We start from the raw sequence: 22,240 nt of genomic DNA, 5'->3' as shown, positions 1-22,240 counted from the left end.
CGCGGCGTTGCATGGGTATTTGAACAACAGAGAAGGCGACGGACCCCGATCGAGCCGCGCTGCCGGCAGAGGCGCGACGGCTGGCCTTCTCTGTTGTTCAAATACCCATGCGGCGGTGCAGCCGGCGATGCGTCAGCCCCCTTGCGAAGCGCCATGCCGCGGCCTAAAGCCTTGCCATGACCCAGCATCAGCGCCTTCTCATCATCGATTTCGGCTCCCAGGTCACGCAGCTGATTGCGCGCCGCCTGCGCGAGCTGAACGTCTATTGCGAAATCCACCCGTTCAACGCGGTGGACGACGCCTTCCTGAAAGCCTTTGCCCCGCAGGCCGTGATCCTGTCGGGCGGGCCAGCCTCGGTCACGCAGGCGGATTCGCCGCGCGCGCCGCAGGGGCTTTTCGATCTGGGGGTGCCGGTCTTCGGCATCTGCTATGGCCAGCAGGTGATGATGGAGCAGCTGGGCGGCCGCGTCGAATCGGGCCATCACGCCGAATACGGCCGCGCCTTCATCGCGCCGGCCGAGGATCACAAGGGCGACGGCATCTTCTCGGGCCTGTTCGAGACCGGCCGCGAGGAGGTCTGGATGAGCCATGGCGACCGGGTGACGCAGCTCGCGCCCGGCTTCGAGGTCATCGGCACCTCGCCCAATGCCCCCTTCGCCATGATCGCGGACGAGGCGCGCCGCTTCTTCGCCGTGCAGTTCCACCCCGAGGTGCATCACACTCCGAACGGCCGGATCATGCTGGAGAACTTCGTCCGCATGGCCGGCTTCACCGGCGACTGGACCATGGCCTCCTATCGCCAGGAGGCGATCCGCAAGATCCGCGAGCAGGTCGGGGACAAGCGGGTGATCTGCGGGCTTTCGGGCGGCGTCGACAGTTCGGTCGCCGCGGTGCTGATCCACGAGGCGATTGGCGACCAGCTGACCTGCGTCTTCGTCGATCACGGGCTTTTGCGGCTGAACGAGGCCGAGGAAGTCGTGACCATGTTCCGCGACAACTACAACATCCCGCTGATCCATGCCGACGAGAGCGAGCTGTTCCTGTCGGCGCTGGAAGGCGTCAGCGACCCCGAGGTCAAGCGCAAGACCATCGGCAAGCTGTTCATCGACGTGTTCCAGAAATACGCGAGCGGGATCGAAGGCGCGGAATTCCTGGCCCAGGGCACGCTTTACCCCGACGTGATCGAATCGGTCAGCTTCTCGGGCGGGCCCTCGGTCACGATCAAGAGCCACCACAATGTCGGCGGCTTGCCCGAGAAGATGGGGCTGAAGCTGGTCGAGCCGCTGCGCGAACTCTTCAAGGACGAGGTCCGCGCGCTTGGCCGCGAACTCGGCCTGCCCGAGAAATTCATCGGCCGCCATCCCTTTCCCGGTCCCGGCCTTGCCATCCGCTGTCCGGGCGAGATCACCCGCGACAAGCTGGAGATCCTGCGCAAGGCGGATGCTGTCTTCATCGACCAGATCCGCAAGCACGGGCTTTACGACGAGATCTGGCAGGCCTTCGTCGCCATCCTTCCCGTCCGCACCGTCGGCGTCATGGGCGACGGGCGCACCTACGACTATGCCTGCGCCTTGCGCGCGGTGACCTCGGTCGATGGCATGACGGCGGATTACTATCCCTTCAGCCACCAGTTCCTGGGCGAGACCGCGACGCGGATCATCAACGAGGTCAAGGGCATCAACCGCTGCACCTATGACATCACCTCGAAGCCGCCGGGCACGATCGAGTGGGAATGACCCCGAGGGGCGGCCGCTGCGCCGCCCTTTTCGTTTCAGGGGCTGCATTCGGGGCAAGGCGCGGCTTTGCAAATTGACAAGGACGGCGCAATGCCGCCCGATAAGGTTATCGCTGCTAACGGTTCCGGCCGCGGGAAGCCGCCGTCGTCCATTGTTGCGGCCCGTTCACGACGAGGATCTTGCCATGAGTTGCGCCTGCGGACAGAACCACAACCACGCCCCCCCGCCCATCCTGGGCGGCGAGGAGATCCCCCTGGAAAAACCGCTGGTCTCGCTGACCGGCCGGCTGATCTGCAAGGATGCGGCCCAGATGATGCTGGCCATGGACCTGCTGACCGAGCATGTCGCGCTGAGCCGGGCCGAACCCGGCAACCTGCGCTTCGACCTGTGGCAGTCCGAGGATCCGCTGGTCTGGGAACTAAACGAGCTTTACGCCGACGACGAGGCTTTCGAAGCGCATCGTGCCCGGCTGGAACATAGCCGCTGGGGCCGCGAGAGCCATGGCATCGGGCGCGATTTCACCCGCAGCGATCCCCTGCCGCGCATCCGGGCCGAACTGGCGCATGACCGCGCCGCGGTGGCCGACCTGCTGGCGCGCGCCTTCGACGGCCCGGCCGAGGCGCGGCTGGTCGAGGCCCTACGCGGGGCCGGCGACCTTGCGCTGTCGCTGGTGGCCGAGGCCGAGGGCACGGTGATCGGCCATATCGCCCTGTCGCCGCTGGCGGCCGAGGGGCCGGCCCTGGCGCTGGCGCCGCTGGCGGTGCATCCCGCCGTGCAGTCGCGCGGCATCGGCACGGCGCTGGTCCGCGCCGCCCTGGCGGCATTCGACGACCATACCATCGTGGTGCTGGGCGATCCGGCCTATTACCGCCGCTTCGGCTTTGTCCCGGCCGACCTGGAATCGCCCTATGCCGGGCCGCATCTGATGGCGCTGGGGCCGCGGCTGCCCGCAGGCAGCCGCATCGTCCATGCGCCGGCCTTCGCCGGGCTCTGAGCCGGCTCAGCCTTCGGCCGGGGGTGGCGGCTCGGGTTGCGGCAACCGCAGCCGCACCCGCTTGACCCGGCGCGGATCGGCGTCGATGATCTCGAACTCGGCGCCGCTTTCATGCGGGATCACCTCGCCGCGCACCGGCACGCGGCCGGTCAGCATGAAGATCAGCCCGCCCAGCGTGTCGATCTCTTCCTCTTCCTCGTCGGTGGCCAGGCGCAGGCCGGTCTGGGCCTCGACATCCTCCAGCGCGGCGCGGGCCTGGATCAGCCATTGGCCGGGCTGTTCCTGGATCACCAGGCCGCCTTCGATCTCGTCATGCTCGTCCTCGATCTCGCCGATGACCTGTTCGATCAGGTCCTCGATGGTGACGAGCCCGTCCACCCCGCCATATTCGTCGATCACCAGCGCCATGTGGATCCGCTTCTGCTGCATCTGCTGCAGCAGAACGCCGATCGGCATCGAGGGCGGCACGTAAAGCAGCGGCCGCAGCATCGGGCGCAGCGCGAACTTGACCGGAGCCTTGGCGCCGAAGCCGTATTTCAGCGCCAGATCCTTCAGGTGGATCAGCCCCAGCGGACTGTCCAGCGTGCCGCGAAACACCGGGATGCGGGAAAAGCCGTGTTCGCGGAACATCTCGACCAGTTCGGGCAGGGTGGCCGTGACCGGCGCGGCGACGATCTCGGCCTTGGGCACGGCCACGTCGTCGACGCGCATCCGCCGCAGGTTGACCATCCCCGGAACGCCCGCCGGCGGGGCGGCAGGGCCCCTGTCGCGGGCCTCGGCGCCGGCCGGCTCGGCCTCGCCGCCGCCGAATGCGCCCAGGATGCGCCCCAGAAAGCCGCGCGATTGCGGCAGGTCACGCCCGTCCCCGCCTGTGCCATCCGCCCATGAGGCGGGTTCGGCGGAAACGGGCGTGTCGGGACTTCGGTCGTTGGTCATGTCTCATGTTCCAGGTAAGGGTCGGGGATGCCCAGCTTGCCCAGGATCGAGCGTTCGGCATCCTCCATGGTTTCGGCATCCTCGTCGTCGATATGGTCATAGCCTGCAAGATGCAGCATGGCATGGACCAGCAGATGCATGGCGTGATCGGCGAAGGGCTTGCCCTGCGCCTCGGCCTCGCGCAGGCAGGTGTCGTAGGCGATGGCGATGTCGCCCAGTTCCTCGACTTCGGGCGGTTCGGGATGGGCGCCGGGCAGGCGCGCATCGAACTCGACCGCGGGCCAGCTCAGCACGTTGGTCGGCTTGGGCTTGCCGCGGAACTCGGCGTTCAGCGCGGCGATGCGGGCATCGTCGCAGCCCATGACGACGATCTGGAACGCGCCCAGATCCAGCCATTCGCCGACCGCGCGCGCCGCGCGCTCGGCCATGGCGGGCAGGCCGGCGTCCTCCCAGCGGTCGTCCTCCAGCACGATGTCGACGATCTCCAGCGCCTCGTCGGGCGCATCGGCGCTGTCAGGCATCGCCCTGCCCCCCCGAGGCCAGCCGCGGCTCGCGCCGCGGTATGCGCTGGCCGCGCTCGTCGAAGATCTCGCCGCGGGCCAGCGCCGCCTCGGCCTCGGCGTCATAGGCCTCGATGATGCGGGCGACCAGCGTATGGCGCACCACGTCCTTGGCGGTGAAATAGCTGAAGCTGATGCCCTTGATGTCCTTGAGGATCTTTTCGGCCTCGACCAGGCCGGAATGCACGCCGCGCGGCAGGTCGATCTGGGTGCGGTCGCCGGTGACGACCATGCGCGAGCCCTCGCCCAGCCGGGTCAGGAACATCTTCATCTGCATGGTGGTGGCGTTCTGCGCCTCGTCCAGCACCACGAAGCTGTTCGACAGCGTGCGGCCGCGCATGAAGGCCAGGGGCGCGATCTCGATGCGCTTTTCCTCCATCAGCTTCTGCACCTGCTTGGCCGGCAGGAAGTCGTTCAGCGCGTCATAGAGCGGCTGCATGTAGGGATCGACCTTTTCCTTCATGTCGCCGGGCAGGAAGCCCAGCCGCTCGCCCGCCTCGACGGCGGGGCGCGACAGGATGATGCGATCCACATGGCCGCCGATCAGCATGGTCACGCCCACGGCCACCGCCAGATAGGTCTTGCCGGTGCCGGCCGGGCCGATGCCGAAGGCCAGCTCGTTGGCGAACAGCGCGCGGACATAGTCCTTTTGCGCATCGGTGCGCGGCTCGACGGTCTTCTTGCGGGTGCGCAGCTCGATCGGGCCGGTCTGGAACATCTCCAGCTGCTCGGCCGGGCTGGGGCCGTCGACCACCGTCTCGGCCCCCATGCGCAGCGCCGCCTCGACCTCGGCCATCTCGACCGGGCGGCCCTGCTCCAGCCGGGCGTAAAGCGCGCGCAGCACCTGCGCCGCCTCGGCCTGGGCCTCGACCGGACCCACGACGGACAGAAGGTTGCCGCGTCGCAGGATATGCACCTTCAGCGCCTCCTCGATCCGCGCGAGATAGCGGTCATGCGGGCCGCAGAGGTCGATCAGCAGCCGGTTGTCGTGAAATTCCAGCAGGGTTTCGCCGGGGGTCGCGGTCGCGGGATGCGTAGGGGTCAGACCCAAATTCGTCTCCGAGGTGGGGTTCTCAGTAACTCATGGTTGCAACTGAGCGGGATTCGCACAAGGGGGGCGGGCCCGCAGTTTCGGATTTGCCGTCGATTCGGCGAAAAAACGGACATCACGCCTGCGGCCCGCGCGCCATGGGCCGGGCGCGCCCTGCGACGAAATCACGCAGGTAATCGTCCTCGGCCGCGTCCATTTCCGCCACCCCTCCCTGCCAGCGGACCCGTCCGCGATCCAACAGCGCCACCCGGTCGGCGATGGCGCGCACCGAGCTCATGTCATGGGTGATTGTGATGGCGGTGGCGCCGGTCTCGTCGACGATGCCGCGGATCAGCGCATTGATCGCCGCGGCCCGGATCGGGTCCAGCCCGGTCGTCGGCTCGTCGAAGAAGATCACCTTCGGGTCGGCGGCGATGGCGCGGGCCAGCCCGGCGCGCTTGCGCATCCCGCCCGAGAGTTCCGCCGGGTAAAGATCCGCCACCTCGGGGCCCAGGCCGACGCGGGCCAGCTTTTCGATGGCAATGGCGCGGGCGCGCGCCTTGGGCATGGTCCGCAGCAGGCGAAAGGCGACATTGCGCCAGACCGGCAGGCTGTCGAACAGCGCCGCGTTCTGGAACAGCATGCCGAAGCCCTCCATGAAGGCGGCGCGCCGGCCGGCCAGCGGCTGGCCCTGCCACAAGACCGTGCCGGCATCGGGCGTCTCCAGCCCCAGGATGCAGCGCAAAAGCACCGATTTCCCGGTGCCCGAGCCGCCGATCACCACCAGGCTTTCGCCCTGGGCCAGATCCAGCTCGACCCCGTCCAGCACCCGCTTGGCGCCATAGGCTTTGCAAATCCCCCGCACCGCCAGCATCAGAAGAACAGCCCCGTCAGCGCGAAATTCGCAGCCAGGATGCCGACCGAGGCGGCGACCACGGCATTGGTCGTAGCCCGTCCGACGCCCGCGGCACCGCCCGCCGCCGTCATGCCGAACCAGCAGCCCGACAGCGCCACGATCAGCCCGAACACGGCGCCCTTCAGCAGGCCCGAGACCACGTCCCAGCTTTCCAGATAGGCCCAGGAATTGGACAGGTAGATCGCCGAGTTGAACCCCAGCGCATTCACCCCGATCAGCCAGCCGCCCATGATGCCGATCACGTCGCCCACGCCGACCAGCACCGGCACGCACAGCAGCGCCGCCCACAGCCGGGGCGAGACCAGCCAGCCCATGGGATCGGTGGACAGCGTCACCAGCGCATCGATCTGTTCGGTCACGCGCATGGTGCCCAGTTCGGCGGCGATGGCGCTGGCGACGCGGGCCGCGACCATCAGCCCGCCCAGGACCGGGCCAAGCTCGCGCGCCATGCCGATGGCGACGATGGCCGGCACCACGTCGCCGGCCTGGAAGCGCTCGCCCCCGGAATGGATCTGCAAGGCCAGCGCCGCGCCGGTGAACAGCGCCGTCAGCCCGACCACCGGCAGCGACAGCCAGCCGATCTGCATGACCTGCCGCGCCAGTTCCGCCGGATGCTGCCCGATGCCGGCCAGGCCGCGCAGGGCAAAGATCGTCACCCGCCCGGTCAGCCGGGTCAGACCGATCACCGCCCTGCCGGTCGGCCGGGCCGGGTTCACAGCCAACGACGCTCGTAGCGCCGGCCCAGCGAGGTCAGGATCTCGTATCCGATGGTGCCCGACAGCGCCGCCAGGGCGTCCACGCCCTGCCGCGCGTTCAGGATCTCCAGCGCCGGGGGCACGTCGGGCAGGTCGGTCACGTCGACGGTGATCAGGTCCATCGAGATGCGGCCGATCACCGGGCAGGCGCGCTCGCCCGACCAGAGCGTCAGCTTGCCGTCCCGCGCCAGGGCCCGCGCCAGCCCGTCGGCATAGCCCGCCGCCACCGTCGCCACCCGCGACGGCCGCGCGGCCGTCCAGGCATAGCCGTAGCCCACGGATTCGCCGGGGCGCACCTCGCGCGTCTGGATCACCGGCAAGGCCAGCGTGACCACGGGCTGCGCATCGCCGAACGGCTCGCCGCCGTAAAGCCCGATGCCCGGCCGCACCAGGTCGAAATGATAGTCCGGCCCCAGCAGGATGCCCCCCGTCGCGGCCAGCGAGCGCGGCACGGCCACGCCCTCGGTCATGGCGCGGAAGGCGGCGAGTTGCTGGGCATTGGCCGCATGGTCCGGCTCGTCGGCGCAGGCCAGGTGCGACATGATCAGCGCCGGGCCGGCCGCCAGGGCCTCGGTGCGGATGGCGGCCCATTCGCCGGGCTCGATCCCCAGCCGGTTCATGCCGCTGTCCAGCTGGATGCCGAAAGGCCCGCGCGGCCGCAGCGCCCGGTCGCGGAAGAACTGCTCGGGACTGTTCAGCAGCGGGATCAGCCCGGCCAGGTCCGCGCCCTCCATATGGCCCGACAGCACGAAGATGCGCGCATCCTCGGGCAAAAGCGGCCGGATCGCCCGCCCCTCGCCGGCCAGCGCCACGAAGAAATCCCGCGCCCCCGCCGCGTAAAGCGCCGGGGCCACGCGATCCGCGCCCAGACCATAGGCGTCGGCCTTGACCACCGCCGCCGCCCGCGCGCCCTGGGCCTTGGCCGCGAGCGCTTTCCAATTGGCCACGACGGCCGCAAGATCAATGACGAGTCCCATGGCAGCGGCATGGCTCTTGCCCTTGCCCGCGTCAAGGGTTTTAGCAATTTTGCTGTTTGCAGAGAAATTATCTAGCATATTTTGCAAATATTCGCCTTTCCGCTTCCCGCACCCGCGCCAAGCCGGTAGTTTGCGCCAAACCGGAAAGGGAGACGGCTCATGAAGGACATCCTGGGCGAACTGGAATCGCGCCGCCGCGATGCGCGGCTGGGCGGCGGGCAGCGGCGCATCGACGCCCAGCACGCCCGCGGCAAGCTGACCGCGCGCGAGCGGCTCGAGCTGTTGCTGGACGAGGGGTCGTTCGAGGAATTCGACATGTTCGTCCGCCACCGCTCGACCGATTTCGGCATGGAGGAGGATCGTCCCTATGGCGACGGCGTCGTCACCGGCTGGGGCACGATCAACGGCCGCATGGTCTATGTGTTCTCGCAGGACTTCACCGTCTTCGGCGGCTCGCTGTCGGAAACCCATGCGCAGAAGATCTGCAAGATCATGGACATGGCGGTGCAGAACGGCGCGCCGGTGATTGGGCTGAACGATTCCGGCGGCGCGCGGATCCAGGAGGGCGTGGCCAGCCTTGCCGGCTATGCCGACGTGTTCCAGCGCAACATCATGGCCTCGGGCGTGGTGCCGCAGATCAGCGTCATCATGGGCCCCTGCGCCGGCGGCGCGGTCTATTCGCCGGCGATGACCGACTTCATCTTCATGGTCAAGGACACCAGCTACATGTTCGTGACCGGCCCGGACGTGGTCAAGACGGTGACGAACGAGGTGGTGACGGCCGAACAGTTGGGCGGCGCCTCGACCCATACCAAGAAAAGCTCGGTCGCCGACGGCGCCTTCGAAAACGACGTCGAGGCCATGTCGGAAATCCGCCGTCTGGTCGACTTCCTGCCGCTCAACAACCGCGAAAAGGCGCCGAGCCGGCCGTTCTTCGACGACCCGGCCCGCGTCGAATCCAGCCTCGACACGCTGATCCCCGACAACCCGAACCAGCCCTACGACATGAAGGAGCTGATCCTGAAGGTCGCGGACGAGGGCGATTTCTACGAGATCCAAAAGGATTTCGCCGCCAATATCATCACCGGCTTCATCCGCATCGAGGGCCAGACCGTCGGCGTCGTCGCCAACCAGCCGATGGTGCTGGCCGGCTGCCTCGACATCGATTCCAGCCGCAAGGCGGCGCGCTTCGTGCGCTTCTGCGACGCCTTCGAGATCCCGATCCTGACCTTCGTGGACGTGCCGGGCTTCCTGCCGGGCACCGGGCAGGAATATGGCGGCGTCATCAAGCATGGCGCCAAGCTGCTCTTTGCCTATGGCGAGGCGACGGTGCCGAAAGTGACCGTCATCACCCGCAAGGCCTATGGCGGGGCCTATGACGTCATGGCCTCCAAGCACCTGCGCGGCGATTTCAACTATGCCTGGCCCACGGCGGAAATCGCGGTGATGGGCGCCAAGGGCGCGGTCGAGATCCTGTATCGCAGCGAGCTGGGCGATACCGACAAGATCGCCAACCGCACCAAGGATTACGAAGACCGCTTTGCCAATCCCTTCGTCGCCGCCGAGAAAGGCTTCATCGACGAGGTGATCCAGCCGCATTCGACCCGCCGCCGCGTCGCGCGCGCCTTTGCCAGCCTGCGCGGCAAGAAGCTGTCGAACCCCTGGAAGAAGCACGACAACATCCCGCTGTAACGGCGGGAGACCGAGGGAGGAAACATGTCGGGAGTTGCGGTGATCGGCCTTGCGCTGGTGCCCTCGGCCGTTCTGGCCGGGTTGGCCGGCGCCGCCCTCGCGCAAGAGCCGGGGGCGGATATCACCCTGCCCTCGGGCGCGGTGGTGCGCTGGCTGGAGACCCGCCACGACAATTCCGGCGGCATGGGCCTGACCTATCGCTTTCGCTTCGTCATGCCCGACCTGGCGCAGCGCGTGCCCGCGACCGTCGGTCCCGCCTCGGACTTTGCGCCGGACGAGGCGCGCGCGCCGATCGAGATCGACACCGAAAGCGACGAGGCCTGGGAGGACGAGGCCGATGACGGGCTGATCGACCCGGCCACGCTGGAGGATCTGGCCCAGGCGGACCTTCCCGACCCGGCCGACGAAGAGGCCGCCGACGCCCTGGTCGGCGCCCCGGTCCTGCCCGCCGCGCCCGATGTGCTGGCCCAGGATCCGGTGCATGAGGACATCGTCTGGCTGTGCGAGAACTGGGCCCTGCCCCGCATCGCCGCCCCCGCGCCGCGGCCCAGCCAGATCGTCATCAGCCTGGCCGACCGCGAGATCCCCTTTGGCGCCTTCGACCCCGAGGCGGTGCAGGTCTTCGAGGCGTTCGGCCTGCCGCCCGACCGCAACGCCTGCGAATGGGAGCCGTGGTGATGTCTGCGGTGATGCCTGCCCTTTGCCACCCTGATGCAAGCCTGCCACAGCGCCAGGCACCCGCACGACTGCGGCCTCAACGCGCCTGTCGGCGCTTCGCGGCGCTGGCTATCATGCCGCCGCGGTCGCATGAGGCGGCCGAATCTCAACCGAGCAGTCGGGACTTGTCGGTCCCGCATCACAGGAGCACGACGACATGTCGAAAAAGCTTGCACTCGCCCTCGTCCTGGTCGGCCTCGCCGCAGCCTGCGCCAAGAAAGAGCCGGAAGTCGCCCCGATTCCGGTCCAGCCCGAGCCTGTTTTCCAGGGCAAATACGGCGCCAACTAAGCCATTGGCCGCGCGCGGGCTGCCTGGCGGCCCGCGCCATCTGCGTTCCGCCCGGCCCCCGCGCGGCAACGCAATCCTGCAAGGGGGCAAGACATGCTGAAGCATCGCGGCTTTCCGGGCCGCCTTCCCGGCACCGATTTCCAGTTCATCATCCGCCGCGCCAACAAGAAAGGCGCGACACCCCTGGTCCGGCGCGAGCGCTATCGCGACCGCAAGCCGGCCGACCGCCGCGCCGATACCGCCTTCCTGGCGGCCTTGATCCAGCATTTCGGCGAGGAACCCTTTGCCCGCGGCAACCTGGATGCCGGGCGGCTGTCCTGGCTGATCGGCCGCGAGGTGATCGCGGTCGGCAAGCTTGATCCCACCGATTACGACCAGCTGCTGCGCGTCGACATGAAGCGCGCCGAGGCAAGCTTTCCCGAGCTTTTCGCCCAGGACGCCCCCGAGTTCGACTGGGACGATGCCGGCTGGGACGAGGACGACTGGGACGACGAGGACGAAGACTGATGGCCGGCCGAAGGATGGGCGGATTGCCGCGTAGTCTTGTCTTTTCACACCGTTGTCAGTTTCTTCCGGGGTTGGCGCGTGCAATATTGTGCGCACCTCTATCACCAACGGCCCGGAAGCGGGTCCATAATACAGGCAAAACGCTATGCAAAAATCCGTCATCCTTCGTCTTTCCGGCGCGGTCCTGCTGGTCGCCGGCCTTGCCGCCTGCGAACAGGGCTATGGCGGCGGCTCGACCCTTTCGCCCGACGCGCAGCGCGCGGCCGGCGGCGCGCTGGCCGGTGCGGCCGTGGCAAAGATCATCGACGGTGACGTGGCCACCGGCGCGCTCATCGGCGCCGCGGGCGGTGCGCTTTGCGACGACGCCGGCGTCTGCCAGCGCCGCTACTGATTTCAACAGGGCGGCAGGCGCTGCACCGACGGCTCGCGCCACCGCCCGCATCCCGGAGCAAACGAGATGTCCAAGAAACTCGTCCTCGTGCTTGGGCTGGGCCTGTTCGGCCTGGCCGGCTGCACCCAAGGCATCAATCCGACCGACATGGACCGCGGCATCATCGGTGCCGGTGTCGGCGCAACCGCTGCCCATGTGGGCGGCCATGATGTCGCCAAGGGCGCGGCGATCGGCGCCGTCGCCGGTGCGCTTTGCGACGACGTGCGGCTTTGCCAATAACGCCTTCGCCACGCTGACGGCGCGCCCGCGCGCGCCGGCCCAGCCTTTTTCCAGCCGTCCCGGCAGCCTGCCGGGGCGGCTTTTTCACGTTCGGGATCTGCCCCAAGGGAAAGAAGCATGTTCAAGAAAATCCTGATCGCCAACCGGGGCGAGATCGCCTGCCGGGTCATCAAGACCGCCAAGAAGATGGGCATCCAGACCGTCGCCGTCTATTCCGACGCCGACCGCAATGCGCTGCATGTCAAGATGGCCGACGAGGCGATCCACATCGGCCCGCCGCCCGCGAACCAGTCCTATATCGTGATCGACAAGATCATGGAGGCGATCCGCCGGACCGGCGCCGAGGCGGTGCATCCCGGCTATGGCTTCCTGTCCGAGAACATGAAATTCGCCGAGGCGCTGGAGAAGGAAGGCGTCACCTTCATCGGCCCGCCCTCACCCGCCATCGAGGCGATGGGCGACAAGATCACCTCGAAGAAACTGGCGCAGGAGGCCGGGGTCAGCACGGTTCCGGGCTACATGGGCCTGATCGCCGATGCCGACGAGGCGGTGAAGATCTCGGGCCAGATCGGCTATCCGGTGATGATCAAGGCCAGCGCCGGCGGCGGCGGCAAGGGCATGCGCATCGCCTGGAACGACCAGGAGGCGCGCGAGGGCTTCGAATCCTCGAAGAACGAGGCGGCGAACAGCTTTGGCGACGACCGCATCTTCATCGAGAAATTCGTCACCCAGCCCCGGCATATCGAGATCCAGGTGCTGGCCGACAAGCACGGCAATTGCGTCTATCTGCACGAGCGCGAATGCTCGATCCAGCGCCGCAACCAGAAGGTGATCGAGGAGGCGCCCTCGCCCTTCCTGGACGAGGCGACGCGCAAGGCCATGGGCGAGCAGGCCTGCGCGCTGGCCAAGGCGGTGGGCTACACCTCGGCCGGCACGGTCGAGTTCATCGTCGATGCGCAGAAGAACTTCTACTTCCTGGAAATGAACACCCGCCTGCAGGTCGAGCATCCGGTGACGGAACTGATCACCGGCATCGACCTGGTCGAGCAGATGATCCGCATCGCCGCGGGCGAGCCGCTGCCCTTTGCGCAGGCGGACCTGAAGATCAACGGCTGGGCCATCGAAAGCCGGCTTTACGCCGAGGATCCCTATCGCAACTTCCTGCCCTCGATCGGGCGGCTGACCCGCTATCGCCCGCCGGCCGAGACCGCGGCCGGCCCGATGCAGGCCGCCGACACCTGGGTGCCCGCCCATCCCGGCGACCACCCGCCGGCGGCCGCGACCGGGGTGCGCAACGATACCGGCGTCTACGAGGGCGGCGAGATCAGCATGTATTACGACCCGATGATCGCCAAGCTCTGCACCTGGGCGCCCAGCCGGGCCGAGGCCATCGAGCAGATGCGCCTGGCGCTGGACGAGTTCGAGGTCGAGGGCATCGGCCACAACCTGCCCTTCCTGTCGGCGGTGATGGACCACCCGAAATTCGTCTCGGGCGACATTTCCACGGCCTTCATCGCCGAGGAATATCCCGACGGCTTCCTGGGCGCGACCCTGCCCGAGGCCGAGATCACCCGCGTCGCCGCCTCGGCCGCGGCCATGCATCGCGTGGCGGAGATCCGCCGCACCCGCATCTCGGGGCGGCTCGACAACCATGAACGCCATGTGGGCGAGCATTGGGTCGTCTTCGTCGCCGGCAAGGAGATCCCGGTGCGCATCACCGCCGACCGCCAGGGCTCGACGGTCGAGATCGACGGGCGCAAGCTGCGGGTCGAAAGCGACTGGCTGCCCGGCCAGTCGCTGGCGCGGCTGTCGGTCGACGGTGCCCCCCTGGTGATGAAGGTGGATCGCCTGCCCTCGGGCTTCCGGCTGCGGGTGCGCGGCGCCGACCTCAAGACCTATGTCCGCCGTCCGCGCGCCGCCGAGCTGGCGCGGCTGATGCCCGAGAAGCTGCCGCCCGACACCTCGAAATTCCTGCTTTGCCCGATGCCGGGCCTAGTGGTCAGGATCAATGTCGAGGCCGGGGACGAGGTGCAGGAAGGCCAGGCGCTGGCCACGGTCGAGGCGATGAAGATGGAAAACATCCTGCGCGCCGAAAAGAAGGCCGTGGTGAAATCCGTGAACGCCAAGCCGGGCGAAAGCCTCAAGGTCGATGACGTGATCATCGAGTTCGAGTGACGGAAAACCGCCGGGCGCCCGCCAGCGCCCGGCACGAGGATCGGGAACCATGCCGCTTCTGGACGACTATCTCAGCCCCCATGCGCAGCAGGCGTTGATCGCCGGGCTGTTCATCGCCGCGGGCTGGTGGGTCGTCGCCTTCCAGAACCGCCGGCGCGACGCCAAGCTGCGCGCCGAGCGGGTCGGCGACGTGCAGCGCGCGCTGCTGGCCGAGATCCGCGCCCATGTCGTGGCGCTGGAAGCGCAGCGGCTGGACGAGGACGAGGCGCAGCGGCTGCTGGACAGCCTGCGCGACAGCGGCCGGGTGCCGGTGATCCCGACCCAGGCCAACGACCGGATCTTTGCCGCCATCCTCGACGAGGTGCATGTCCTTCCGGCCTCGGTCATCGACCCGGTCGTGACCTATTACCGGCAGCTTTCCGTCATGGCCGCCTTTGCCGAGGCGATCCGCAGCCAAGCCAGGAAGGACGCGGCCCGCGCGGTCGAGATGTTCGGGGATTACCTGGGACTGACCGAAGCGGCGCGCGAGACCGGGCACGAGGCGATGCGGCTGCTCATGGCCAGCATCTTCGGCGGCGAGCGGGCGGTTCAGGAATTGCTGCAACAGGAGGAACGGACGAGCGCCGGGCGCATCGCCGCCGCCCTGCCCGGCGAATTGGCGGAACTGCGCGACCGCCTCAGTAGGCGATCTTCGGACCGGAGCGGCCTTTGATGGGTTTCAGACCGACGATGATGGCCATCTCATTGGCGGTGCGGGCACGGGCCAGCCGCTCGGCCAGCGAGGCCGCGACCGGGCCCGGCTTGGGCTGGCCGGACACCGTCGCCGGGGCGGGTTCTTCCGTCGCGCGCAGCAAGGGCGTTTTGGCCATCGAGCTTCTCCTTGTCACCGGGCATCCGTGCGGCCCTGCCCCCAAGATAATGCCTGGGCGGCCGTCCCGCAACGGAATCGCTGCGATTTTCGCCATGCCGCGTTACGGCAGGCCGGCGCGGCCGATTTCCTGCAGGCGCAGCGGGAACTTGTCGATGGCCCGCGTGATCTCGCGCACCGACCAGGGCACGGGCTTGCGCTGCTTGACCTGGCCGTCCTTGTCCATCAGCACCAGCGAAAACCCCTCGGGGCGCAATTGCCGGCGCCAGATGCTTGCCGCCGCCGGCTCGGTATCGGTGACGACCACCACGTCGCGGGCGATCAGCGGCGCCGGGTCGCGCTGCAAGGCGGCCAGCTGCTCGATGAAGGCCGGATCGGCGGCGGTATCGGCAAAGATCACCACCGGCCGGGCCTGCCACCTGAACTCGGCCGGATCGGCCTCGGCGGCGGGCAGCACCGTCAATTCGCCCGCAGGCGTTTCGGGACGCGCGGGCGTCCCCGTCTCGCTGCGCGCGGCGGGCACTTCGCCGCGGACATATGGGCGATGGCCGTCGGCCTCGCCTTCGGGCCTTGGACCCATCGCCGCCACCAGCGGCACCACGACCAGCAAAATCAACCGTTTCAGTTTCATCGCCCCCTCTTCTCCTCATTCATATAAGAGCCGAGGGGCCATGGGAAAGGATGCAAGATGACCGAAAGCACGAAAGCCGCCCTCGATGAATGGCGCCGGCTCGCCAGCAAGGAGCTGAAAGGCGCCGATCCCGACAGCCTGACCTGGCACACGCTGGAGGGGATCGAGGTCAAGCCGCTTTACACCGAGGCGGACGTGAAGAGCCTGGATCACCTGGGCAGCCTGCCCGGCATCGAGCCCTTCACCCGCGGCCCGCGCGCCACCATGTATGCCGGCCGGCCCTGGACCATCCGGCAATATGCCGGCTTCTCGACGGCCGAGGAATCGAACGCCTTCTATCGCAAGGCGCTGGCCGCCGGGCAGCAGGGCGTCTCGGTCGCCTTCGACCTGGCGACGCACCGCGGCTATGACAGCGACCACCCCCGCGTCGAGGGCGACGTGGGCAAGGCCGGCGTCGCCATCGACAGCGTCGAGGACATGAAGATCCTGTTCGACGGCATCCCGCTGGACAAGGTGTCGGTCTCGATGACCATGAACGGCGCGGTGATCCCAATCCTGGCGAATTTCATCGTCACCGGCGAGGAACAGGGCCATTCCCGCGCCGTGCTGTCGGGCACGATCCAGAACGACATCCTCAAGGAGTTCATGGTCCGCAACACCTATATCTATCCGCCCGAGCCCTCGATGCGGATCATCGCGGACATCATCGAATACACCTCGAACGAGATGCCCAAGTTCAACTCGATCTCGATCTCGGGCTATCACATGCAGGAGGCGGGGGCGAACCTGGTGCAGGAGCTGGCCTATACGCTGGCCGACGGGCGCGAATACGTGCGCGCCGCGCTGAAGGCCGGCATGGACGTGGACCAGTTCGCCGGGCGGCTGTCCTTCTTCTTCGCCATCGGCATGAACTTCTTCATGGAGGCGGCCAAGCTGCGCGCCGCCCGCCTGCTGTGGACGCGGATCATGAAGGAATTCGACCCCAAGAAGCCGGGCAGCCTGATGCTGCGCACGCATTGCCAGACCTCGGGCGTCAGCCTGCAAGAGCAGGATCCCTACAACAACGTGGTCCGCACCGCCTATGAGGCGATGGCAGCGGCGCTGGGGGGCACGCAGTCGCTGCACACCAACGCGCTGGACGAGGCCATCGCGCTGCCGACCGAGTTCAGCGCCCGCATCGCCCGCAACACCCAGCTGATCCTGCAGGAGGAAACCGGCATCACCCATGTCGTCGATCCGCTGGCGGGCAGCTATTACGTCGAGAGCCTGACCGCGCAGCTGGCCGAGAAGGCCTGGGCGCTGATCGAGGAGGTCGAGGCCATGGGCGGCATGACCAAGGCCGTCGCCTCGGGGATGCCCAAGCTGCGCATCGAGGAGACGGCGGCCCGCCGCCAGGCCCAGATCGACCGCGGCGAGGAGGTGATCGTCGGCGTGAACAAGTATCGCCTGGCCAAGGAGGATCCGATCGACATCCTCGACATCGACAACATGAAGGTGCGCGACGCCCAGATCGCGCGGCTGCACAAGATGCGCGAGACGCGGGACGAGGCGAAATGCCAGGCGGCGCTGGCCGAACTGTCGCGCCGGGCGAAGGAAGGCGGCAACCTGCTGGAAGCCGCGGTCGAAGCCGCGCGAGCGCGCGCTTCTGTGGGAGAGATCAGCATGGCGATGGAAAAGGAATTCGGCCGCCACCGCGCCGAGGTCAAGACCCTGGCCGGCGTCTATGGCGCCGCCTATGAGGGCGACGACGGTTTCGCGCAGATCCAGCGCGACGTCGAGGCCTTCGCCGAGGAGGAAGGTCGCCGCCCGCGCATGCTGGTGGTCAAGATGGGCCAGGACGGCCACGACCGCGGCGCCAAGGTGATCGCCACCGCCTTCGCCGACATCGGCTTCGACGTCGACGTGGGGCCGCTGTTCCAGACCCCCGAGGAAGCGGCGCAGGACGCCATCGACAACGACGTGCATGTGGTGGGGATTTCCTCGCAGGCGGCGGGCCACAAGACCCTGGCGCCCAAGCTGATCGCGGCGCTGAAGGAGCAGGGCGCGGGCGACATCATCGTGATCTGCGGCGGCGTGATCCCGCAGCAGGACTACGATTTCCTGAAGAAAGCCGGCGTGAAGGCGATCTTCGGGCCGGGGACCAACATCCCCGCGGCGGCGCGCGACATCCTGGGCCTGATCCGCGCGGCGCGGGCGGCATGACAAGCCTGCGGCCGGGGCGCCCGGCGTCGCGGCCGCATGGGTATTTGGGGAACGAAGAAGCGCGCGGCCCTTGCCCGATGGGCGGCGCGGGGAGGGAGGCCCGGCAATGATGCTGCGTCCTGTTGCCGAGGGGGACATTCCGGCGATCCTGGCGTTCTGGAACCCGCTGATCCGCGAGACCACGATCACCTTTTCCAGCGAGGAGAGGACGGCAGAGGGGCTGGCGCGGATGATCGCCGGCCGCCGGGCCGCCGGGCGGGCGTTCCTGGTCGCCGAAGAGGCGGGCGCGGTCCTGGGGCTGGCGAGCTATGACCAGTTTCGCGCCGGCAACGGCTATGCCCATTGCATGGAGCATACCGTGATCCTGTCCCCCGCCGCGCGCGGGCGCGGGGTCGGCCGGGCGCTGATGGCGGCGCTGGAGGATCACGCCCGCGCCGGGGGCGCGCATGGCATGATCGCCGCCGTCTCGGCCGAGAACGGCGCCGGCCTCGCCTTTCACCGCGCCATCGGCTATCGCCAGGTCGGGCTGGTGCCGCAGGCGGGGCGCAAGTTCGGCCGCTGGCTGGACCTGGTGCTGCTGCAAAAGATCCTCTGACCCGGCTTGCCTGCGGCCGGGCGCTATGGAAAACTCGTGCCCGGCAGCGCGGGGACAGGATGGACGACGGCAGGGGCAGGCAGATCACCGGCATCGCAGGCAACGGAAAATTCGGCCGGAGAGACGTTTTCTTGAGACGCAGGAGGCAGGCGCCCCGAGGGGCCGCGGCCTGCTTGCCGCCCGATGCGGTCCCGCTGCGCGCTCGCACACCGCTTGATCCCCGGCGGGCGGCATTCGGCGGGCCGCGGCCTGTAGGCCTGGGTCATGGCCTGCTTCCCCTCGCCCCTATCGGTGCATCATGGCCAGGATAGGCGCGCCGCCCGAGACGCATTACACCCTGCCGCCGGATTTCGCCGCAGCCCTGGGGCAATGCGTGGCGAATTTCGGCTGGCTCGAGGAGATCATCAAGCGCACCATCTATGCGCTGGACCGCGCGCGGCTGGCCGACGACCTGACCGAGGAAGAGCTGCAAAGCTGGCTGACCCGCATGGTCTCGATCGCCGACGATTCCATGGGCACGCTGATCGAGCAGCTCGACGCCGCCATGCGCCGCTATCCCGGCCTGCGCGACCGCAACCGCATCACCGACCGGCTGGCCGAGATCCGCCTGCAGCGCAACCTGCTGTGCCATGCCTCGTGGCGGCCAACCGAGGACAAGGCGTGCTGGCACCCCGCCTTCGTCAACACCAAGGGCGAGGTGCAGCGCCAGCCCCTGGGCATCGCCGACCTGGAGGTCATCCGCGCCGACACGGTCGAGATCGGCACCCGCGTGCTGCGGGTGATGCGGGCGACCGGCGTGCGGGGCTATTGGGCGGGCGACGACGAGGCCTGAGCCGCGGCCGGCAGCCATGCGCGTTGCAACGTGCCGCGCCATCCGCTAACACCGCATCGTCCATAGATAAGAGTTTCATATGTCCGCCCAGAACCAGGGGCAAAACGCCTCTCCGCTTCGTCTCGGCATCGCTGGCCTCGGGACGGTCGGCACCGGCACCGTCAAGATCATCCAGAAACACGCCGCCCTGCTGGCCCTGCGCGCCGGCCGGCCGATCACCGTCACCGCCGTCTGCGCCCGCGACCGGCGCAAGAACCGCGACCTGGACCTGTCCGGCTATGGCTGGGAAGAGGACGCCCGTGCGCTCGCGCTGCGCGAGGACGTGGATGTCTTCGTCGAGCTGATCGGCGGCGACGAGGGCATCGCCCGCGAGGCGGTGACAGCGGCGCTGCGCGCCGGCAAGGACGTGGTGACGGCCAACAAGGCGCTGCTGGCGATCCACGGCCAGGAGCTGGCGGAACTGGCCGAGGCCAATGGCCGGGTGATCCGTTTCGAGGCCGCGGTGGCGGGCGGCATCCCGGTGATCAAGGCGATGACCGAATCGCTTTCCGGCAACGAGATCCGCCGCGTCATGGGCGTCATGAACGGCACCTGCAACTATATCCTGACCCGGATGGAAAGCGCCGGCCTGCCCTATGAGGAGGTCTTCGAGGAGGCGCGGCAGCTGGGCTATCTGGAGGCCGATCCGACGCTGGACGTCGGCGGCATCGACGCCAGCCACAAGCTGGCGATCCTGTCGGCCATCGCCTTCGGCACCCGGCCCAGCTTCGACGCGGTCGAGATCGAGGGCATCGAGCGGGTCAGCATCGACGACATCCGCCGCGCCGCCGACATGGGCTATCGCATCAAGCTTCTGGGCGTGGCGCAGATGACCGGGCGCGGGCTGGAACAGCGCATGTCGCCCTGCCTGGTGCCCGCCGACAGCCCGCTGGGGCAGTTGCAGGGCGGCACCAACATGGTGGTGATCGAGGGCGATGCAGTCGGCCAGATCGTGCTGCGCGGCGCCGGGGCCGGCGAGGGCCCGACCGCCAGCGCGGTGATGTCCGACGTGGTCGAGATCGCGCGCGGCGTGCGGATGCCAAGCTTCGGCCAGCCGGCGGCGACGCTGGCCCGCCCGCAGCCGGCGCGCACGGCGGTGCCGGCCGCCTATTACATCCGCCTGCAACTGACCGACAAGCCGGGGGCGCTGGCCAAGGTGGCGACGGTCCTGGGCGATGCGGGCATCTCGATCGACCGCATGCGGCAATACGGCCATTCCCGCACCGAAGGGGTGGCGCCGGTGCTGATCGTCACCCACAAGACCACGCCCGAGGCCATCGACCATGCCATCGAGGCCCTGCCCCGCACCGGCGTCATCGCCGGCGAGCCGGTCGAGCTGCGGATCGAAGAGGTCTAAGGCCGCCGCCGGCCGGCTGCATGGCGACAGGAGCGGTGGAGGCATCGAAGCCGGAGCGCGGTGGCCTTTGCGGCCGGGATTTCTCCTGCCGCCCGCAACGGGCCGGTGATCGCAGGACCACCGCCCCGACGCGCAAAAGGTGAAGACGGCGGAAGGTTCGCCCCGGCGGCCGTCCCCTGGCGATCAATCCCCTCGGAGGCGGGGCTTGCCCTGCGCGTGGCTGCGAAATGCAGTCAGTCGTCGGAACCCCGCCAAGGACGCATGAAGCATCGCCCCCGCCGGGATCGAAAACCTCGGCCAGGGCGGCGCCGGATCGGATCGCCGGTCCATCCGGGCCCATTGGATCGGCCGAGCCGGGGCGGGATCAGGCCCGCCCCGCCACGATAAATCCGGGCCGGCCGCTTCGCCGGGAGGACCGGTGGTCGGAACCATCCCAAGCCCTGGCGAAGCGGCCAGCGGGCCGAGGCTTATTCGCCCCCTTCGCCCAGCCTTTCCAGGTCGATGCGCAGCAGCGAATCCAGCGCGCCCTCGCGATAGTCCGGGTGGTCCTTGTCATGCGGGGCCTTCACCGTCACGAACAGGGTCCGGCCGTCCTCGCTGACCTCCAGGCTGTTGGGATGGCTGGGCAGCGGGATGCGCTGCTTGACCGCATAGTCCTGCGCGTCGATCACTGCCAGGCCGCCGGTGCCGGCCTTGTTCTCGCGCTCGACCCCGCGCCAGGTGGCGTAGATCTCGGACCGCGCCGGGTTATAGGCCACGTCCAGCATGCCGGAGCCGACCGGAACCTGCTTGGCCACCTTGGCCCCGGCGATGTCGAAGACGTAAAGCGCGCCCTGGTTGGCATCGGCCGCAAACAGGCGCTGGCCCTCGGCGTCGATCGCCAGGTTCACGAGGAAATGCTGCGAGGCCTCGGCCCCTTCCTCGGTGGTGTCGCCGGTCGAGATCGCGCCGACCCGCGCGCCGGCCGCGTCGATCGCCGCGATCTCCTCGATGCCGCCGCCGCTGGCGTAGAAGCGCCCGGCAGCCGCGTCATAGGCGGCGCCGGCGGTCCAGAGCCCGCCCTCGATCCGGTGCAAGAGTTCCCCCGCCTTGGTGTCCACGATCCAGGTCACGCCCTTCTGGCCGGGGCTGGTGACGAAGGCGAGGCCCTTTTCCTCGTCCAGCGCGATCATGCGGGTATGCTCGAAGCCCTCGCCCTCGGGCTGGCCGAGCTGGATGGTGTCGAGGATCTGCCCGCCCTTCGCGTCGATCACGGTCAGCGAGCCGTCCAGCGTATTGCCGGCGTAAAGCCGCCCCGCGCTGCGGTCCAGCGCCAGCGCGAAGGGCCGGCGCGGCAGCTGGATCTGCCGGATCGGGTGCAGGTCATTGGCGTCCAGCACATGGATGAAGCCCGGCGTGCCCTTGTCGAAGCTGGGCACCGAGGCGACGAAGACCAGCCCGGCCTCGGCCCAATGCACGGCCTCGTAGGCGCCGGGGATGGAATCGGTGCGGATCACGGCGGGGGCGAACTGGGCCATGCTCATGGCTTCGGGCTCGGCGGGCGCGTCCTGCGCGGCGGCGGGCATGGCCAGCGCCAGCGCCATCAGCGCAGGCAGCGCCATGCGCCATGCGGTCCGGGTCTTCGGTTTCATCGTCATTCTCCTGTTCGGGGCCGCAAGGGCGGCGGTTCGGGGAAAGGCTGGCGGTCCGGCAGGACGGCTGGCGGGAAGCTCATTGGCTTGCCAGCGCCTCGACGGGGCTTAGCCTGGCGGCGCGGATGGCG

General features: G+C 68.5%; 23 protein-coding genes. 14 read left to right on the top strand and 9 right to left on the bottom strand.

The annotated features are described in order from the left end of the window. The first annotated feature begins 176 nt into the window (after nucleotides 1-176). Both guaA and FE811_RS06450 read left to right on the top strand, forming a co-directional pair. On the top strand, nucleotides 177-1,736 hold the full coding sequence (gene guaA, locus FE811_RS06455) for a glutamine-hydrolyzing GMP synthase (RefSeq protein WP_116220575.1): 1,560 nt from the start codon (nucleotides 177-179) through the stop codon (nucleotides 1,734-1,736). A gap of 184 nt (nucleotides 1,737-1,920) precedes the next feature. After that, complete coding sequence (locus FE811_RS06450) at nucleotides 1,921-2,730, top strand: GNAT family N-acetyltransferase (protein WP_116220574.1); 810 nt, start codon at nucleotides 1,921-1,923, stop codon at nucleotides 2,728-2,730. A gap of 6 nt (nucleotides 2,731-2,736) precedes the next feature. Here FE811_RS06450 and FE811_RS06445 read toward each other — a convergent pair whose 3' ends face one another. From FE811_RS06445 to alr, 6 genes are all read right to left on the bottom strand, one after another. Further along, on the bottom strand, nucleotides 2,737-3,666 hold the full coding sequence (locus FE811_RS06445) for a CBS domain-containing protein (RefSeq protein WP_036756353.1): 930 nt from the start codon (nucleotides 3,664-3,666) through the stop codon (nucleotides 2,737-2,739). Then, complete coding sequence (gene ybeY, locus FE811_RS06440) at nucleotides 3,663-4,187, bottom strand: rRNA maturation RNase YbeY (RefSeq protein WP_072462988.1); 525 nt, start codon at nucleotides 4,185-4,187, stop codon at nucleotides 3,663-3,665. Before ybeY ends, FE811_RS06445 begins: the two co-directional genes overlap by 4 nt. Next, nucleotides 4,180-5,277, bottom strand: coding sequence for a PhoH family protein (locus tag FE811_RS06435; RefSeq protein WP_036756350.1), 1,098 nt, complete (start codon nucleotides 5,275-5,277; stop codon nucleotides 4,180-4,182). The genes ybeY and FE811_RS06435 overlap by 8 nt, the downstream gene beginning before the upstream one ends. Before the next feature lie 115 nt (nucleotides 5,278-5,392). Then, complete coding sequence (locus tag FE811_RS06430) at nucleotides 5,393-6,130, bottom strand: ABC transporter ATP-binding protein (RefSeq protein WP_116220573.1); 738 nt, start codon at nucleotides 6,128-6,130, stop codon at nucleotides 5,393-5,395. Then, nucleotides 6,130-6,888, bottom strand: a complete 759-nt coding sequence (locus tag FE811_RS06425; protein WP_116221653.1) for an ABC transporter permease — start codon at nucleotides 6,886-6,888, stop codon at nucleotides 6,130-6,132. Before FE811_RS06425 ends, FE811_RS06430 begins: the two co-directional genes overlap by 1 nt. Then, on the bottom strand, nucleotides 6,885-7,904 hold the full coding sequence (gene alr, locus FE811_RS06420) for an alanine racemase (RefSeq protein ID WP_072462990.1): 1,020 nt from the start codon (nucleotides 7,902-7,904) through the stop codon (nucleotides 6,885-6,887). Before alr ends, FE811_RS06425 begins: the two co-directional genes overlap by 4 nt. Before the next feature lie 159 nt (nucleotides 7,905-8,063). On the opposite strand from alr, the gene FE811_RS06415 reads away from it, so the two are divergent. From FE811_RS06415 to FE811_RS06385, 8 genes are all read left to right on the top strand, one after another. Then, nucleotides 8,064-9,596 carry an acyl-CoA carboxylase subunit beta gene (locus FE811_RS06415; RefSeq protein ID WP_072462991.1) on the top strand — a complete coding sequence of 511 codons (1,533 nt, stop codon included), beginning with the start codon at nucleotides 8,064-8,066 and terminating at the stop codon, nucleotides 9,594-9,596. 24 nt (nucleotides 9,597-9,620) lie between these two features. Continuing rightward, entirely contained in the window at nucleotides 9,621-10,274 is a 654-nt protein-coding gene (locus FE811_RS06410; RefSeq protein WP_116220572.1) for a DUF6497 family protein, read from the top strand. Between the two features lie 196 nt (nucleotides 10,275-10,470). After that, nucleotides 10,471-10,602: a hypothetical protein gene (locus tag FE811_RS28185; protein ID WP_255469682.1), complete on the top strand. Its 132-nt coding sequence runs from the start codon at nucleotides 10,471-10,473 to the stop codon at nucleotides 10,600-10,602. Nucleotides 10,603-10,695: 93 nt separating this feature from the next. Beyond that, nucleotides 10,696-11,109 carry a hypothetical protein gene (locus FE811_RS06405; RefSeq protein ID WP_114538029.1) on the top strand — a complete coding sequence of 138 codons (414 nt, stop codon included), beginning with the start codon at nucleotides 10,696-10,698 and terminating at the stop codon, nucleotides 11,107-11,109. A gap of 145 nt (nucleotides 11,110-11,254) precedes the next feature. Then, entirely contained in the window at nucleotides 11,255-11,500 is a 246-nt protein-coding gene (locus tag FE811_RS06400; protein WP_011749921.1) for a hypothetical protein, read from the top strand. A gap of 66 nt (nucleotides 11,501-11,566) precedes the next feature. Continuing rightward, nucleotides 11,567-11,779, top strand: coding sequence for a hypothetical protein (locus tag FE811_RS06395; protein WP_036756331.1), 213 nt, complete (start codon nucleotides 11,567-11,569; stop codon nucleotides 11,777-11,779). Between the two features lie 117 nt (nucleotides 11,780-11,896). After that, nucleotides 11,897-13,954, top strand: coding sequence for an acetyl/propionyl/methylcrotonyl-CoA carboxylase subunit alpha (locus tag FE811_RS06390; RefSeq protein WP_116220571.1), 2,058 nt, complete (start codon nucleotides 11,897-11,899; stop codon nucleotides 13,952-13,954). 49 nt (nucleotides 13,955-14,003) lie between these two features. Continuing rightward, entirely contained in the window at nucleotides 14,004-14,666 is a 663-nt protein-coding gene (locus FE811_RS06385; RefSeq protein WP_036756327.1) for a hypothetical protein, read from the top strand. On the opposite strand, the gene FE811_RS06380 is transcribed toward FE811_RS06385, so the two are convergent. Then, nucleotides 14,632-14,823 (bottom strand): hypothetical protein, encoded by a 192-nt coding sequence (locus FE811_RS06380; protein ID WP_036756324.1) that lies wholly within the window; start codon nucleotides 14,821-14,823, stop codon nucleotides 14,632-14,634. The two genes, FE811_RS06385 and FE811_RS06380, sit on opposite strands and share 35 nt — an antisense overlap. 102 nt (nucleotides 14,824-14,925) lie before the next feature. Continuing rightward, complete coding sequence (locus FE811_RS06375) at nucleotides 14,926-15,453, bottom strand: DUF4174 domain-containing protein (protein ID WP_036756322.1); 528 nt, start codon at nucleotides 15,451-15,453, stop codon at nucleotides 14,926-14,928. A gap of 57 nt (nucleotides 15,454-15,510) precedes the next feature. Here FE811_RS06375 and scpA point away from each other — a divergent pair, with 57 nt between their 5' ends. The 4 genes from scpA (at nucleotide 15,511) to FE811_RS06355 (ending at nucleotide 20,478) form a co-directional block, all read left to right on the top strand. Continuing rightward, on the top strand, nucleotides 15,511-17,655 hold the full coding sequence (gene scpA / locus FE811_RS06370; RefSeq protein WP_072462995.1) for a methylmalonyl-CoA mutase: 2,145 nt from the start codon (nucleotides 15,511-15,513) through the stop codon (nucleotides 17,653-17,655). 109 nt (nucleotides 17,656-17,764) lie between these two features. Beyond that, nucleotides 17,765-18,250 (top strand): GNAT family N-acetyltransferase, encoded by a 486-nt coding sequence (locus tag FE811_RS06365; protein WP_166435478.1) that lies wholly within the window; start codon nucleotides 17,765-17,767, stop codon nucleotides 18,248-18,250. Nucleotides 18,251-18,548: 298 nt separating this feature from the next. Beyond that, complete coding sequence (locus FE811_RS06360; RefSeq protein WP_116220570.1) at nucleotides 18,549-19,082, top strand: hypothetical protein; 534 nt, start codon at nucleotides 18,549-18,551, stop codon at nucleotides 19,080-19,082. Between the two features lie 79 nt (nucleotides 19,083-19,161). Then, nucleotides 19,162-20,478 (top strand): homoserine dehydrogenase, encoded by a 1,317-nt coding sequence (locus tag FE811_RS06355; RefSeq protein ID WP_036756311.1) that lies wholly within the window; start codon nucleotides 19,162-19,164, stop codon nucleotides 20,476-20,478. 467 nt (nucleotides 20,479-20,945) lie between these two features. Here the strand turns inward: FE811_RS06355 and FE811_RS06350 are convergent, their stop codons facing one another. Further along, complete coding sequence (locus FE811_RS06350) at nucleotides 20,946-22,109, bottom strand: YncE family protein (RefSeq protein ID WP_140846988.1); 1,164 nt, start codon at nucleotides 22,107-22,109, stop codon at nucleotides 20,946-20,948. Nucleotides 22,110-22,240 lie beyond the last annotated feature (131 nt).

Origin of the sequence: Paracoccus sp. FO-3, from assembly GCF_006386455.1 — a bacterium.
Lineage (GTDB): Bacteria > Pseudomonadota > Alphaproteobacteria > Rhodobacterales > Rhodobacteraceae > Paracoccus > Paracoccus versutus.
The sequence above is the reverse complement of the archived record's forward strand: the minus strand, read 5'-3'. Positions and strand labels throughout refer to the sequence as shown.